Source organism: Arthrobacter sp. UC242_113, assembly GCF_044054585.1.
Taxonomy (GTDB): Bacteria; Actinomycetota; Actinomycetes; order Actinomycetales; family Micrococcaceae; genus Arthrobacter.
Window position 1 is genome coordinate 3,820,602 of record NZ_CP171968.1, and the last position, 13,489, is coordinate 3,834,090.

Annotated in this window: 13 protein-coding genes; 7 read left to right on the forward strand and 6 right to left on the reverse strand. The window is 66.8% G+C overall.

From position 1 onward, the window contains the following. Positions 1-150: 150 nt before the first annotated feature. Both ACHMXB_RS17415 and ACHMXB_RS17420 read right to left on the reverse strand, forming a co-directional pair. A complete protein-coding gene (locus ACHMXB_RS17415) occupies positions 151-540 on the reverse strand; it encodes a universal stress protein (protein WP_395400369.1) in 390 nt (129 codons plus the stop codon). Next, complete coding sequence (locus ACHMXB_RS17420) at positions 537-1,487, reverse strand: 2-hydroxyacid dehydrogenase (RefSeq protein WP_395400371.1); 951 nt, start codon at positions 1,485-1,487, stop codon at positions 537-539. The genes ACHMXB_RS17415 and ACHMXB_RS17420 overlap by 4 nt, the downstream gene beginning before the upstream one ends. Before the next feature lie 308 nt (positions 1,488-1,795). Between ACHMXB_RS17420 and ACHMXB_RS17425 the strand changes: the two genes are divergently transcribed. The 6 genes from ACHMXB_RS17425 to ACHMXB_RS17450 are packed head-to-tail and all read left to right on the forward strand — an operon-like array spanning position 1,796 to position 8,166. Beyond that, positions 1,796-3,355 carry an ABC transporter substrate-binding protein gene (locus ACHMXB_RS17425; protein ID WP_395400373.1) on the forward strand — a complete coding sequence of 520 codons (1,560 nt, stop codon included), beginning with the start codon at positions 1,796-1,798 and terminating at the stop codon, positions 3,353-3,355. 28 nt (positions 3,356-3,383) lie between these two features. Next, positions 3,384-4,340, forward strand: a complete 957-nt coding sequence (locus ACHMXB_RS17430; RefSeq protein ID WP_395400375.1) for an ABC transporter permease — start codon at positions 3,384-3,386, stop codon at positions 4,338-4,340. Positions 4,341-4,348: 8 nt separating this feature from the next. Further along, a complete protein-coding gene (locus ACHMXB_RS17435; RefSeq protein ID WP_395400377.1) occupies positions 4,349-5,359 on the forward strand; it encodes an ABC transporter permease in 1,011 nt (336 codons plus the stop codon). Continuing rightward, positions 5,356-6,423 carry an ABC transporter ATP-binding protein gene (locus tag ACHMXB_RS17440; RefSeq protein WP_395400379.1) on the forward strand — a complete coding sequence of 356 codons (1,068 nt, stop codon included), beginning with the start codon at positions 5,356-5,358 and terminating at the stop codon, positions 6,421-6,423. Before ACHMXB_RS17435 ends, ACHMXB_RS17440 begins: the two co-directional genes overlap by 4 nt. Further along, positions 6,416-7,441, forward strand: coding sequence for an ABC transporter ATP-binding protein (locus ACHMXB_RS17445; RefSeq protein WP_395400381.1), 1,026 nt, complete (start codon positions 6,416-6,418; stop codon positions 7,439-7,441). The genes ACHMXB_RS17440 and ACHMXB_RS17445 overlap by 8 nt, the downstream gene beginning before the upstream one ends. Continuing rightward, on the forward strand, positions 7,438-8,166 hold the full coding sequence (locus ACHMXB_RS17450) for a sulfite exporter TauE/SafE family protein (RefSeq protein ID WP_395400383.1): 729 nt from the start codon (positions 7,438-7,440) through the stop codon (positions 8,164-8,166). The genes ACHMXB_RS17445 and ACHMXB_RS17450 overlap by 4 nt, the downstream gene beginning before the upstream one ends. A 31-nt stretch (positions 8,167-8,197) precedes the next feature. On the opposite strand, the gene ACHMXB_RS17455 is transcribed toward ACHMXB_RS17450, so the two are convergent. Together ACHMXB_RS17455 and ACHMXB_RS17460 are read right to left on the reverse strand one after the other, a co-directional pair. Next, a complete protein-coding gene (locus tag ACHMXB_RS17455) occupies positions 8,198-9,106 on the reverse strand; it encodes a 2-hydroxyacid dehydrogenase (RefSeq protein ID WP_395400385.1) in 909 nt (302 codons plus the stop codon). Positions 9,107-9,220: 114 nt separating this feature from the next. Next, complete coding sequence (locus ACHMXB_RS17460) at positions 9,221-10,522, reverse strand: glucarate dehydratase family protein (RefSeq protein WP_395400387.1); 1,302 nt, start codon at positions 10,520-10,522, stop codon at positions 9,221-9,223. 135 nt (positions 10,523-10,657) lie between these two features. Between ACHMXB_RS17460 and ACHMXB_RS17465 the strand changes: the two genes are divergently transcribed. After that, on the forward strand, positions 10,658-11,596 hold the full coding sequence (locus tag ACHMXB_RS17465; RefSeq protein WP_395400389.1) for a LysR family transcriptional regulator: 939 nt from the start codon (positions 10,658-10,660) through the stop codon (positions 11,594-11,596). 19 nt (positions 11,597-11,615) lie between these two features. Here ACHMXB_RS17465 and ACHMXB_RS17470 read toward each other — a convergent pair whose 3' ends face one another. Next, on the reverse strand, positions 11,616-12,311 hold the full coding sequence (locus ACHMXB_RS17470; protein ID WP_395400391.1) for a FadR/GntR family transcriptional regulator: 696 nt from the start codon (positions 12,309-12,311) through the stop codon (positions 11,616-11,618). Between the two features lie 10 nt (positions 12,312-12,321). Further along, positions 12,322-13,449, reverse strand: coding sequence for a mandelate racemase/muconate lactonizing enzyme family protein (locus ACHMXB_RS17475; RefSeq protein WP_395400393.1), 1,128 nt, complete (start codon positions 13,447-13,449; stop codon positions 12,322-12,324). Between the last annotated feature and the right edge of the window lie 40 nt (positions 13,450-13,489).

Genomic DNA, 13,489 nt, shown 5'->3' on the forward strand with positions numbered 1-13,489 from the left:
CTTTGATAGAGCAGCAAGATCACGCTGTGGGGACTACGGGGCAGGCCGTTGTGGTCCTCGCCACAGCACGTATTAACTGTAAGCAGTAGGTTTCATGCCCGTCCAACACGCATATTGCATGGCGCGATACCCGCAGGGAACTACTCCGGCTTACCGGGGCCCGACCTCGGCCTTTACTGCCGTACCAGGGCAGCCGGCCTCGAGGATCACCCGCTGGGCAGTGCTGCCGAGGAAGAGCTTTCCTACCGGGGAGCGGCGGCGGACCCCGATCACAATCAACTCGATGTCCTCCTCGTACGAGGCATCGATCATCAGGTCCGCCGCATCCGTGCCCTCGTTGTGGCGCAGTGAGGCATCCACGCCAACGGCCGCCGCGGCGGCGATGGCGTCCCTGATGTCCGACTCTGATGCGGCAGAGGCTTCGCCGGGCAGCGGGCCCATGATCTCCAGCCCGGTCTTGCGCAGTGCCGCCTCTCCGATAGCGGCGCTGAGTGCCGCACGGCCTTCCTGGGTGGCAACATAGCCCACGGCGACGCTCATGCGTGCACCGCCGTCAGCACAGAACCTGTGGTGACATAGGAACGCAGGTTGGCGAGGGTCAGTTGGGCCATGTCCGCCCTGGTCTCGTGGGTGCCGCTTCCCAGATGGGGCAGCAGGACCACATTGTCTAGGCCGAGGAGGTCTTCCGGAACCTTCGGTTCGTCTGCAAAAACGTCCAGTCCTGCGCCGGCGAGGCGTCCGGCCAGAAGGGCAGCCACGAGGGCTTCCTCGTCCACGACGGAGCCCCTGGCGATGTTGATCAGATACCCGTCCGGGCCCAGGGCCGCGATGACGTCGGCGTCAACCAGGCGTGCCGAGCGGGGACCGCCGGCGGCGGCCACTATCAGCACATCGCAGCCGGCCGCCAGTTCAACGGGGGAGGCCGCATATCGGTAGGCGACGCCGGCCACCGCATTACGGCTGTGGTAGCTGATGTCGCAGTCGAATCCTTCAAGCCTGCGCGCGATGACCCGTCCGATCCGGCCGAGCCCGAGGATGCCGACCCCCCGGCCGCTGGCCTTGGTGGCCAGCGGAAAATTGCCCTGGCTGAGCCAGTCCCCGCGGCGGACATAGCGGTCCGCGGCGCTGGTCTTGCGCAGCACGTCCAGGTAAAGGGCGACGGCGGTATCCGCCACACAGTCGTTGAGGACGTCGGGGGTGTTGCTGACGGTGATGCCGCGTTCGGCGGCCTGCGCAACGTCAGTCGTGTCATAGCCGACGCCGAAATTGATGACGGCGCGCAGGTTGGGCAGCGCCCGCATCAGCTCAGTTCCGACACCAAACTTTCCTGACGTCACGGCGATCTCGAAGGACGCGCCGTGCTCCTGCAGGAACCCCTCCCGCTCTGTACCGGCATCGGGGAGGCGGACGGCGCTGTAATCCTTCCGGATCGATTCTTGGACGGCTGGCATAAGGGGCCCGACCTGCAGGACGGCGATGTTCTTCATATCTGCACCCTAGGATTACGATCCATACGGGTCCAACATGTAAATGGCATTGATCGATGCCCGGAGTGAATCGATCTCCTTTCTTCTGCGGAACCACGCGGATTTCCTGACGACGTGCTGGCCGTCACAAGGTGCCACTGCGGCCCTGGCCGTCCTGCCGGCTCCTTCGGCGCCCCGCAAAATCCTTGTGGACCCCCTGGACCTCAATTAGCTTGAGTCCAGCGCGGCCCAAGTACCTGATCCTGACGCCCTGTTCCACTTGTGCAGGACCAATCGCTGCCGCAATCACCCGATCCGGAGGAAATACAATGACGTCTTCTTCAAAGCTCTCTTTTCCCGCCGCATTGCTCAAATGGCCGGCGCTGGCCTCAGTCGCGGTGCTCGGCCTCAGCGGCTGCTCAGTAGCCAATTCCGACGCCGGTGCCGCCTCCTCGAACACAGTCCGGGTGGTTTTGGGGCAGGAACCGCCCACCCTGGAAGCCTGCGAGTCGAACCTGACCTCCACCGGGGTTGTGGTGCGCTCGAACGTCACCGAGCCGCTGATCGAACGGAACCCCAAGACCGGTGAACTCGAGCCGAAGCTCGCCACGGAGTGGAAAGCCACGAGTGACACGGAATGGACGCTGAAGCTGCGTGAAGGCGTGAAGTTCCAGGACGGCACGCCGTTCAACGCCGAAGCAGCCGCCTTCACCATCGACAGGGCGGTCAACTCCAAGCTCGGCTGCAACGTGGAGGGCTACGTCTTTGGCGACGCGGACCTCAAGGTGAAGGCCGTGGACGCCACCACCCTGACCGTCACGACGCCCGAGCCCGATCCCATCCTGCCGCTTCGCCTGTCATTCCTTGAAGTGGTCCCGACGTCCACCAGCACCACAGCAAAGGTCCGTGAGCCGATCGGCACCGGCCCCTACAAGATCGAACAGTGGGACGCCGGCCAGAAGATCACCCTCGCCACCTGGGACGGCTACTGGGGTGACAAGCCCGCCTACGCCAAGGCCGAGTACCAGTGGCGCTCGGAAAGCTCCGTACGGGCTGCCATGATCACCAGCGGCGAGGCCGACGTCGCCATGGGACTCAGCCCGGATGACAACATCGGCGACCTCGGCGTCGACTACCCCAACAACGAAACAGTGGCCCTGCGCCTGGACGCCAACGCTGCGCCGCTCAACGACATCCGCGTCCGCCAGGCCATCAACTACGCCATCGACAAGGAGGGAATCGTCAACTCCCTCTACCAGGGCAAGCACAAGGTGGCCGCACAGCTGGTTCCCGAGGGCATCGTGGGCCACAACTCCGCACTGAAGGGCTGGCCGTTCGACCTGGACAAGGCCAAGTCCCTCGTCGCCGAAGCCAAGGCCGACGGCGTGGACACGTCCAAGCAGATCTCCATGGTGGTCCGCAGCGCCCAGTTCCCCAAGATCACTGAACTGGGCCAGGTCCTCCAGGAGCAGCTCAGCCAGGCGGGCCTGAACGTCAAGCTCAAGATGCTCGAAACCAGCCAGCACCTGACCTACCAGGTCCGTCCCTTCCCCAAGGATGAAGGCGCGGTGGCTCTGATGACCCAGCACGGCAACCAGGCCGGCGACGCAGCCTTCACCGTGGACCAGTACATGCTGTCAACCGGGGCCCAGAGCTACTTCGGCACCCCCGAGTTCGACGCCATGATCAAGAAGGCCGATGCGGCGTCCGGCGACGAGCGGAAGAAGGACTTCGAGGAGGTCTTCGCGTACCAGAACGACAAGATCGTGCAGTTCGCCCACATTTCGCACCAAACCGGCATCATCGGCAAGGCCAAGTCCGTGAACTACACGCCCAACTCGTCCAGCGGCGACGAGCTGCGCGTTTCGGAAATGACCCCGGCAAGCTAGCCCGGACTTCCGGGAGAGAAGGACAGCCATGCTGATCTACTTGAGAAAGCGGATTGTCTCCAGCGCACTGCCCCTGGTGGTGGTGATTGTCGGGGTGTTCGCCCTGGCCAGGATGACGGGAAATCCGGCCAGCCTGTACCTGCCGCTGAACGCCACCCAGCAGATGCGCGACGATTTCACGGCACGCAACGGCCTCGACCAACCGCTGCTGGTACAGATGGCCGACTACTTCGGCGGCGTGCTCCGGCTCGATTTCGGGCAGTCCCTGCGCACCGGTCAGGACGCGGCCGCCATGGCGCTGCGTGCCTTCCCGGCCACCCTGCAACTGGCCGCCACCACCATGGTGCTGGCCGTGCTGCTGGCACTCGTGGTGGGGTGCTGGGCCGCGCTGAAGCCGAACGGCATTGCCGACCGGATCTCAAGTTTCATCTCCATGGCTGCCGCTTCGATCCCGGATTTCTGGCTGGCAATCGTGGGCATCTGGGTATTCGCCATCACGCTGGGCTGGCTGCCGACGTCAGGTGTGTCGGGAGCCAGCGCCTGGGTGCTGCCCATCGCCACCCTGCTCCTGCGGCCGTTCGGGGTGCTGGTCCAGATTGTCCGTGGCTCCATGGTGTCGGCTCTCTCCGAGCCGTACATCAAGCTGGCCCGCAGCCGTGGCGCCGGCGAGCTCCGCGTGGTCACGCACCACGCGCTGCGCAACGCAGCCGCCCCGGCTCTGACGGTGGCAGGCGACCTGACCGTGGGACTGGTCAACGGCGCCGTCGTGGTGGAGACCATCTTCGGCTGGCCCGGGATTGGAAAGCTCATGATCGACTCGATCCTGCAGCGCGACTTTGCCGTCCTGCAGGCAGCCGTGCTGCTCACCGCCGTCGCGATCTTCACCCTGAACATCCTCATCGACATGGGTTACGCGCTGCTGGACGCGCGCGTGCGTCCCGTCACGGTCAAAGCCCACGTCCGGCCCGTCGCGGTTAAGGCTTAGGAGTAGCCATGCAGAGTTCACTGACTGAGAGCGCGACGCCGGAGCAGCTGCCGGAGGGAGCCCAACTCCCGGAGGGCGGCACCAAAGCTACCAAGGAAAGTAAGCAGGATGGGAAGCTGAGCCTGTTCCGCCTCCTGCTCAAGGACCGCTTCGCCACCGTCTCGGCGCTGGTTCTGGTTCTTGTCGGCCTGACGGCGCTCCTTGGCCCCGCCCTAATGGGAGACCTTGCCACCAAGCAGAACCTGCTGTTCGCCAACAAGGCACCGTTCACGCTGGCGCACGGTTGGGAGTACTTCCTGGGCAGCGATTCGCTGGGCCGGAGCATGCTGGCCCGGCTGGTGGTGGCCAGTCGGACCACCCTGTCTGTCGCCTTGCCTGCGGTGGCAGTGGCGCTGGTCATCGGGTCCCTGTGGGGCGTCTGGGCCGGCTACCACCGCGGCTGGCGGGAAAACGTGTCCATGCGCATCGCCGACGTCATCATGAGCTTCCCCTCCCTGCTGCTCGCCGTCGTCGTCCTCTACGTCTTCAGCCCCTCGGCCGCGAACATCGTCCTGATCCTCGCCCTGACCCGCATCCCGATCTACCTGCGAACCGCCCGCGCCGAATCGGCGGAGCTCCAAAGCCGGACGTTCGTGGACGCTGCCCGGACGTTCGGGGCCAAGCCCAACGCGATCATCGTCCGGCACGTCATCCCCGTGGTGCTGCCGACCCTGCTCACGCTGGCCACGCTCGAATTCTGCTACGTGATGCTCGCCGAGTCCTCGCTGAGCTTCCTGGGCATCGGCATCCAGCCGCCGGACGTCAGCTGGGGGCTCATGGTCTCCCAGGGCCGGCAGTACCTGCAGACCGCGTGGTGGCTGTCCATCTTCCCCGGCGTCGCCATCGTGGTGACCACCATCGCCGCCAACGTCCTCGCCGCCTGGCTGCGAATCGCCACCGATCCGGCCCAGCGCTGGCGCCTGGCACTTCCCCGCAAGCGGCTGATCGCCCGCATTCCAGTGAAGGAGACCCAGCCGTGAAAGCAGCTGCCGAACAAGCTCCCGTAAAACGCACCCGCGCCGCGGAAACGGCCGGCGCGGCCGCCCCAGAAGCGAAGGCCCACGACGTCGTCCTGCAGGTCCTCGACCTCGCCGTGGACATCCGCACGCACCGCGGCACCGTCCGTGCCGTCAACAGCGTGGGATTCGAAGCCCGTGCCGGGGAAACCCTGGCATTGCTCGGGGAATCCGGCTGCGGCAAGTCCATGACTGCGAAGGCCCTGGCCGGCATCATGGACCCCGTCTGCGACCTGGCCGACGGCGAGATCCTCCTCAACGGGACCGACCTCGCCGCCCTCAGCCCCAAGGAACGGCTCAAGTTTGCCGGCCCCGGCCTGGGTATCGTCTTCCAGGACGCCCTGACCGCTTTGAACCCCGTATATACAGTAGGAACCCAGCTCGGCGAGGCCTTCCGGATCCACCGCGGCCTGAACGCCAAGCAGGCGCGCATTGAGGCGATCGACCTGATGAAGCGGGTTGGCATTCCGGAGCCGGAATCACGCGTCAATTCCTACCCGCACCAGTTCTCCGGCGGCATGCGCCAGCGCATCCTCATCGCGATGGCCGTGGCCCTGAACCCGCGGCTGCTGATCGCCGATGAACCCACCACGGCCCTGGATGTCACCGTCCAGGCGCAGATCATGCAGCTGCTCCGCACCCTTCGTGAACAGGGCCAGATGGCCGTCATCCTCATCACCCATGACCTGGCGGTGGTGGCGGAGGAAGCGGACTCCGTGGCGGTGATGTATGCCGGCAACGTGGTGGAGAGCGGCCCGGTGTCCGAGGTTTTCGCCGACCCCCGGCATCCCTACACCAAGGGGCTCCTGGAATCGGTGCCCGTCCACCTGGAGCGCGGGGCGCAGCTGAAGTCCATTCCAGGCAGCCCGCCCGAGCTCCACGACATCCCGGCCGGCTGCGTCTACCAGTCGCGCTGCCCGCTGGTACAGGACATCTGCCGGGCCGAGCGCCCCGCCCTCCGGGCGGTTGATGGCTCGCCCGCCCGCACCGCCGCCTGCCACTTCAGTCAGGAAATCACCAATGCCTGAGCCGCTTCTGGCCATTGACGGCCTGACCAAGACATTCCACGTAGCCAAGAGCGCCAGCGGCAACACCCGGCTCAAAGCCCTGGACGGCATCAGCCTGACGGTTGGACGCGGGGAGACCCTCGGCCTGGTGGGCGAGTCCGGCTGTGGCAAGTCCACCCTGGCGAGGACCCTGATGATGCTGGAAACACCGGACGAGGGAACCGTCACCTTTGAGGGAACCAACCCGTTCGGGCTGCGCGGCAAGGAACTGCTGAGCTGGCGGCGCCGGGTGCAGATGGTGTTCCAGGACCCCTTTGCCTCCCTGAATGCCCGCATGAACGCCGGGGACATCATTGCCGAACCATGGGCCACGCACCGCAGCCTCTATCCGACGTCCAGGGAACGCGACGCCCGCGTCCGCGAACTGCTCCACATGGTGGGGCTGCGTCCCTCCGATGCCCGCAAGTCACCGCAGGAGTTCTCCGGCGGACAGCGCCAGCGCATTGGCATCGCCCGCGCCCTGGCACTGAACCCGGACGTCATCATCCTCGATGAGCCCGTGTCCGCCCTGGACCTCTCCGTTCAGGCGCAGGTCCTGAACCTCCTCAACGAGCTCCAGCAGGAACTCGGTGTTTCCTACATCTTCATCTCGCACGACCTGACAGTGGTCCGGCACGTGGCGGACCGGGTGGCCGTGATGTACCTCGGACGGATCATCGAAACCGGCGCCACCGAGGAGGTCTTTGACCACCCCCGGCACCCCTACACGGCGGCCCTGATGTCCGCGTCGCCCAAGCTGGATGTCAGCGGAACGCAGCGGGACAGGATCGTTCTCCGCGGGGAGCTGCCCTCGCCGCTGGATCCGCCGTCGGGCTGCCGTTTCCGGACCCGGTGCTGGAAGGCGCAGGACATCTGCGCCGAGGTTGCGCCTGAACCGCAGGTGCTGGCGGCCCCGGACGGCACGCGGCATGTTGCAGAGTGCCATTTCCCGCTCGATTCCATCAAGGGCCTGAGCGGAGCCGTGGCCACAGCATTGTGACGGCTGCCGAATACGCCCTCATCGCCGGCGTGATCTTCCTGGCGGCCTGCCTGCAGGCGTCCAGCGGCTTTGGCATGGGAATGCTGGCAGCGCCGGTGATCGCCATGGTGGATCCGGCGCTGCTGCCGGCCACACTGATCCTCCTGGCCCTGCTGGTCACGGTGCTGGTCACCGTGCGCGAGCGGCAGCACCTGGACCTGCGGGGCACCGGGTGGGCGTTGCTGGGCCGGATCCCTGGAAGTCTCCTCGGCGCGTGGCTGGTGGCAGTGCTCTCCCGCGAGGGCCTGGCCTGGGTGGTGGCGGCGGTGGTACTGACCGGACTGGTGCTGGCGGGGCGGGGCTGGGCGCCCCGGCCTGTCCGGGCCAACCTGATCGCTGCCGGTGCGGCCTCGGGCATCATGGGCACGGCCACCTCCATCGGCGGCCCGCCCATGGCGCTGATATGGCAGGGACACGACGGTCCCCGGATGCGCGGCACCATGAGCGCGTTCTTCATGGTGGGATCGACAATCTCGATGGCGATGCTCTCCATAGCCGGAGCGGTCACGGCGGAGATGCTGACGCTGGCACTCTGGATGGTTCCCGCAGTTGTGGGCGGCTACGCCGCATCGCGGTTCGTTAACCGATTCCTCAACCCGACGCGCCTAAGGGCCCTGGCGATCGCCGCGTCGGCGCTGGGAAGCGTGCTGCTCATCGCCCAGCTGGCATGGCAGCTGGTTCTGTAACCAAGCAAAAGGGTTCTGTTACCAGTGGTGTCTAAGCCGCCGGCACCGGACGGGCCACGAGGTTCACCAGGCCCTCGCCGCGGGCAAGCCGGCCGATGTTGGCGGCGATGTCGGCGGCCCGGCGTTCAAACGTGATGCGCGCGTGCCCGGAATGGTGCGGTGTGAGCACGGTGTTCTCCAGCTCCGCGAAGGGCAGAGCCGCCGGCGGGACCACGCCGTCCGCCGGCTGCCCCCACCAAACGTCGATGCCGGCCCCGGCGATGCGCCGTTCCTTCAGCGCCGCGTACAGTGCGGACTGGTCCACCACAGGCCCCCGCGCCACGTTGATCAGCAGGCCCGTGGCCTTCATGGCGGACAGTTCGGCGGCCCCGATCATCCCCTTGGTATCGGCGTCCAGGGGCACCGTGACCACCACGACGTCGGACGCGGACAGCAGCTCATGGAGCTGCCCGTTTCCGCCCACCCAGTCGAGCCGGACGCCGTCGGGAAGGGGAGCGGCCGGGTTGCGCCGGACGGCCCGGACCTTCATGCCCAGCGACCCGGCCACGCGGGCCACCTCGGCGCCGATGGATCCCAGGCCCACCAGTCCCAGCGTCAGGTCGGAGAGGACGGGATGGAACGGCACCTCGGCGTCCGTGGCGATGGTCCGCCACTCTCCCCGGCGGAGCGCGCGCTCGGCAGCGGCAACATTGCGCGACAGCATCAGCGTGACCATGAGGACATGCTCTGCGATGGGCCGCGCGTGGTGGAAGGTGTTGGCCACCAGGGCAGGGGGCGCCAGGTGCGGGAACGAGATCTTGTCGTACCCGGCGCCAGTGACGTGGACCAGGCGCACCCGGGACGCCGTCTCGGCCTCTGCGGGGCTGAGGAAGGAACAGACGACGACGTCGGCCCCCGCCAGCGCGTCCAGCCGCTGTTCCGGGGTCCAAGCCGCAGCCATGTCCCAGTGGTGTGCACCGCCGTCGTACTTTTAATTGGTCCGCAAAGCGGCTGATGATGGGGTCGGTGACCACAATCCGCAGGGATTCCGTGGCCGGCGCGCCGGCCTCTTCCGTCACCACCGTGGGCTCTGCAGCTCGTAGGAGGGGTGGAGCCGCTGCATGTAGCCGGTGTCGTCCCGGCTCCTGAGTCCGCAGTGCAGGTACTGGCGGTGCAGGCGTTCCAGGGCGTCACGGTCGATCTCCACGCCGAGGCCCGGCCCGGTGGGGACCTGCACGGCGCCGTCCGTGAACGTGAACACGCCGCCGGCAATGACGTCCTCGGACGGGTCTTTCCACGGCCAGTGCGTGTCGCAAGCGTAGTCGAGATTGGGCGTGGCCGCCGCGAGGTGGACCATGGCGGCAAGGCTGATGCCCAGGTGGGAGTTGGAGTGCATGGAGAGCCCCAGGCCGAACGTCTCGGTGATGCCGGCCAGGACCTGGCTCCGGCGCAGGCCGCCCCAGAAGTGGTGGTCCGAGAGGATGACGTCCACGGCGCCGGCGGCCACGGCGGGTGCCACATCGGCAAAGCTGACCACGCACATGTTCGTTGCCAGCGGCATGCCCACCTCGCGGCGGACGGCCGCCATGCCGTCAATGCCGGGCGTGGGGTCCTCGAGGTACTCCAAAACCCCGTGCAGCTCCTTGCCTACCCGGATGGAGGTTTCCACGGTCCAGGCGCCGTTGGGATCGATGCGGAGCGGCATGTCCGGGAATTCGGAGCGGAGGGCCTGGATGGCCGCAATCTCCTCCTCGGGCGGGAAGACGCCGGCCTTCAGCTTCAGCGCGGTGAAGCCGTAGCTGTCCACCATGGTCCTGGCCTGCCGGACGATCCCTTCAGGGTCCATAGCGGCGACCCAGGCGTCGTCCGCCTGGCCCGGGTGGCCTGCCCACTTGTAGAACAGGTAGCCGCTGAACTGCACCGACTCGCGGACGGCGCCCCCAAGGAGGTCGCTGACGGGCCTGCCCAGCAGCTTGCCCTGGATATCCAGTGCGGCGACGTCGAACGGGGACAGTACGCGGTCCGCTGTGCTCGACCCCGTGACCATGCCGCTCATGCCATGCCCACCCTGGATGGTGTCCTGCTGCAGCGCTTTGGCGATTTTGCTGCGCAGCAGATTGATGTTGAACACGTCGGTCCCGGGCAGGGCGGCGGCCGCGAGTTGGAGCCGGGCGAGGTGGCCGGCGTCGCCATAGGTCTCGCCGAAGCCCGAAACGCCGGCGTCCGTCTGGACTTCCACGATGGCCCGCAGGGCGAAGGGCTCGTGGACGCCCACGGTGTTCAGGAGCGGAGGGTCCTTGAACGCCACTGGCGTGATGGAGACGCCGGTGATTTCGGCCTGGTTTAGGTGCTGGGCGGGATCGTATGCCTGGTTCACTGCGCTGTGCTCCTTTTGGTCGGCTGATATTTCGCCAAAGGGGTTGATAAAACCTGCTTTGTTTACGACCATAAGGGGAGTCATCAATTCAAGTCCAAGCTAATTTCTGCACTCAACAATTCAGTAAGGGTATGGATGTTTTCGCTACCTCAGTTAGAAGCATTTGTGGCCGTTGCTGAAGAACTGCACTTCGGTGCTGCAGCGGAGAGGCTGAACATGACGCAGCCGCCGCTAAGCCGCCAGATCCAGATGCTCGAGAAGAAGCTGGGCGCGCAGCTTTTCGGGCGGACCAGCCGGAAGGTGGAGCTCACGGCCGCCGGCGCCACGCTGCTGCCGAGGGCGCGGCAGATCCTGGACATGTGCATCAAGACGGATCTTGACGTCCGCCGGGTCTCGTCGGGCCAGGCCGGCACCATCACGGTGGGCTACACGGCGATAGCAGGGCACAGTGCGCTGCCGCTGATGCTGCGCCGTGCGGCGGAGAACATGCCGAGGGTGTCCTTTGTGCTCCGGGAGCTGGTGTCAACGGACCAGATGGACGGGCTGGTGAAGGGGAACGTGGACATCGGCCTGCTGCGCCCCATCGTCGCCCGTCCCGGGGTGGTGTCCCGGCCCCTGATGCAGGACCGTCTGGTGGTGGCACTGCCCGAAGGCAGTTCGCTGCTGGGCAACATGGCGGGACGCAACGGTGAGCCGTTGCCGCTTGGCTACCTGGACCGGCTGCCGCTGCTGATGTATTCCACCAAGGAGGCGCGCTACTTCCACGACCTGGTGCTCCGGCTGTTCGCCAGCGCGGGCGCGCACGCCAACATCACCCAGTACGCCAGCCAGGTTCCGGCGCTCTTGGCCTTCGTGCAGGCCGGACTGGGAGTGACGCTTGTTCCTGCCTCGGCCATGGCTTTTGCCCCGGCCGGTGTGGAATTCCACGAGATCGACGGGCGGAACGGCGTGCAGGAACTGAACCGCGTGGAACTGGAGCTCGCATGGAACGAGGAGACGGCCAACCCCGCGGTTCTGAGGCTTCTGGACCTGATCGAGTCACCGGCCCAGCCCGCGCCCGCGACCGCCGAATAGACGCCGGTTGCGCGGGCGCTTATTCGCGCCCGGCCCGGAGCCTGCGCCGGGAGTTGGCCAGGTGGTTGCGCATCGCCGCGGAGGCTGCGGCGCCGTCGCTGTCCGCGATGGCGGCGAAGATGGACCCGTGTTCGTGCACCACCTGTTCGAAGTGGTCCCGGGCGTAGTGCTCGACGCCGGTCATCAGCCGGGTGCGCGGCATGGCGATCATGGTCTGGCCGAGGGAGGCGAGGCAGTCCGTGTAGAAGGGGTTTCCTGAGGCAGCGGCGATGGCTTTGTGGAATTCGAAGTCGGCCTTCATTGCGTGCGCGGGGTGCTCGCCGCTGTCCGTGAACTCGGCCAGCGCCTGCCGCAGGGCGTTCAGCTGCCGTTCCGTGCGGTTTCCGGCGGCCAGCGCGGCCGCTTCGGTTTCGACGCCGATCCGGAATTCCAGCAGGTGCAGCCGGTCCTCGGCGGTGACCACAGACCTGGTGGGCGGGCCCGACGTCGGACCCGCCGGGGGCGGGGTCAGCACAAAGCTGCCCCGCCCGCGTTCGGTTTCCACGAGGCCTTCTGCCTGGAGCCGCGTGAGCGCGGACCGGACGACGGTCCGGCTGACGCCGAACTCGCCGATCAGGGTGTTCTCGCTCGGAAGCTTCTCACCGGGCTGGATGGCGCCGTCGACGATGCGGGTGCGAAGATCGGCGGCGAGGTCCGCGGTCAGGTTCCGGCTCATGGATTCAAGGTTACGCGCCGAATTCCGCGGTCTCGGTGGTCCACGCGCGGGCCTGGTCGCTGAGGCTGACGCCGAGGCCCGGGCGGTCCGGAACGATCATGCGGCCGTCCTTGGTTTCGAGGCGTTCGTTGAACAGCGGGTCCAGCCAGTCGAAGTGCTCCACCCACGGTTCACGCGGGTAGGCGGCGGCCAGGTGAAGGTGGATTTCCATCGCGAAGTGCGGGGCCAGGCCCAGGCCGCGTTCGTCGGCCAGGGCTGCCAGGCGGAGGAACTGGGTGATGCCGCCAACACGCGGGGCGTCCGGCTGGATGATGTCGCAGCCGCTGGCGGCGATGAGGCCCTTGTGCTCGGCCACGGAGGCGAGCATTTCGCCGGTGGCGATGGGGGTGTCCAGGACCTGGGCGAGGTGGGCGTGGCCCTCGAAGTCGTAGGCGTCCAGCGGCTCTTCGATCCAGATGAGGTTGAATTCCTCGAGCTGGCGGCCCATGCGCAGTGCCGTGGCGCGGTCCCACTGCTGGTTGGCGTCCACCATGAGGGGCACGTCCCAGCCGATGTGTTCGCGGATGCCTGCCACGCGGCGCAGGTCTTCCTTGGTGTCCGGGAGGCCCACCTTGATCTTGATGCCGCCGATGCCCTCTTCCACGGACTGCGTGGCGCGGGCCTTCACCTCGTCGAGGGTGGCGTTCAGGAAGCCGCCGGAGGTGTTGTAGGTCTGGACCGAATCGCGGTAGGAGCCCAGGAGCTTGGCCAGGGGCAGGCCGGCGCGCTTGGCCTTGAGGTCGTACAGGGCGATGTCGATGGCGGCGAGGGCCTGGGTGGCAACACCCGAGCGGCCCACGGAGGCGCCGGCCCAGAGCAGCTTGTTGTACAGCTTGCCGATGTCGTTGGGGTCCTCGCAGATGATCCCTTCGGCAACTTCCTTGGCGTGGGCGTACTGGGCGGGGCCGCCGGCGCGCTTGGAGTAGCTGAAGCCGAGGCCGGTGTGCCCCTGCTCGGTGGTGATCTCAGCGAAGAGGAAGACGACTTCGGTCATGGGCTTCTGGCGGCCGGTGAAAACCTTGGCGTCGCTGATGGGCACGGCCAGCGGAAGTCGTGCGGTGGAAAGTTTGACGTGCCGGATCAGGTCGACGGTACTCATGAATTCTCCTTGGGAAGGTGGGCAACGTCGCCCGCACACT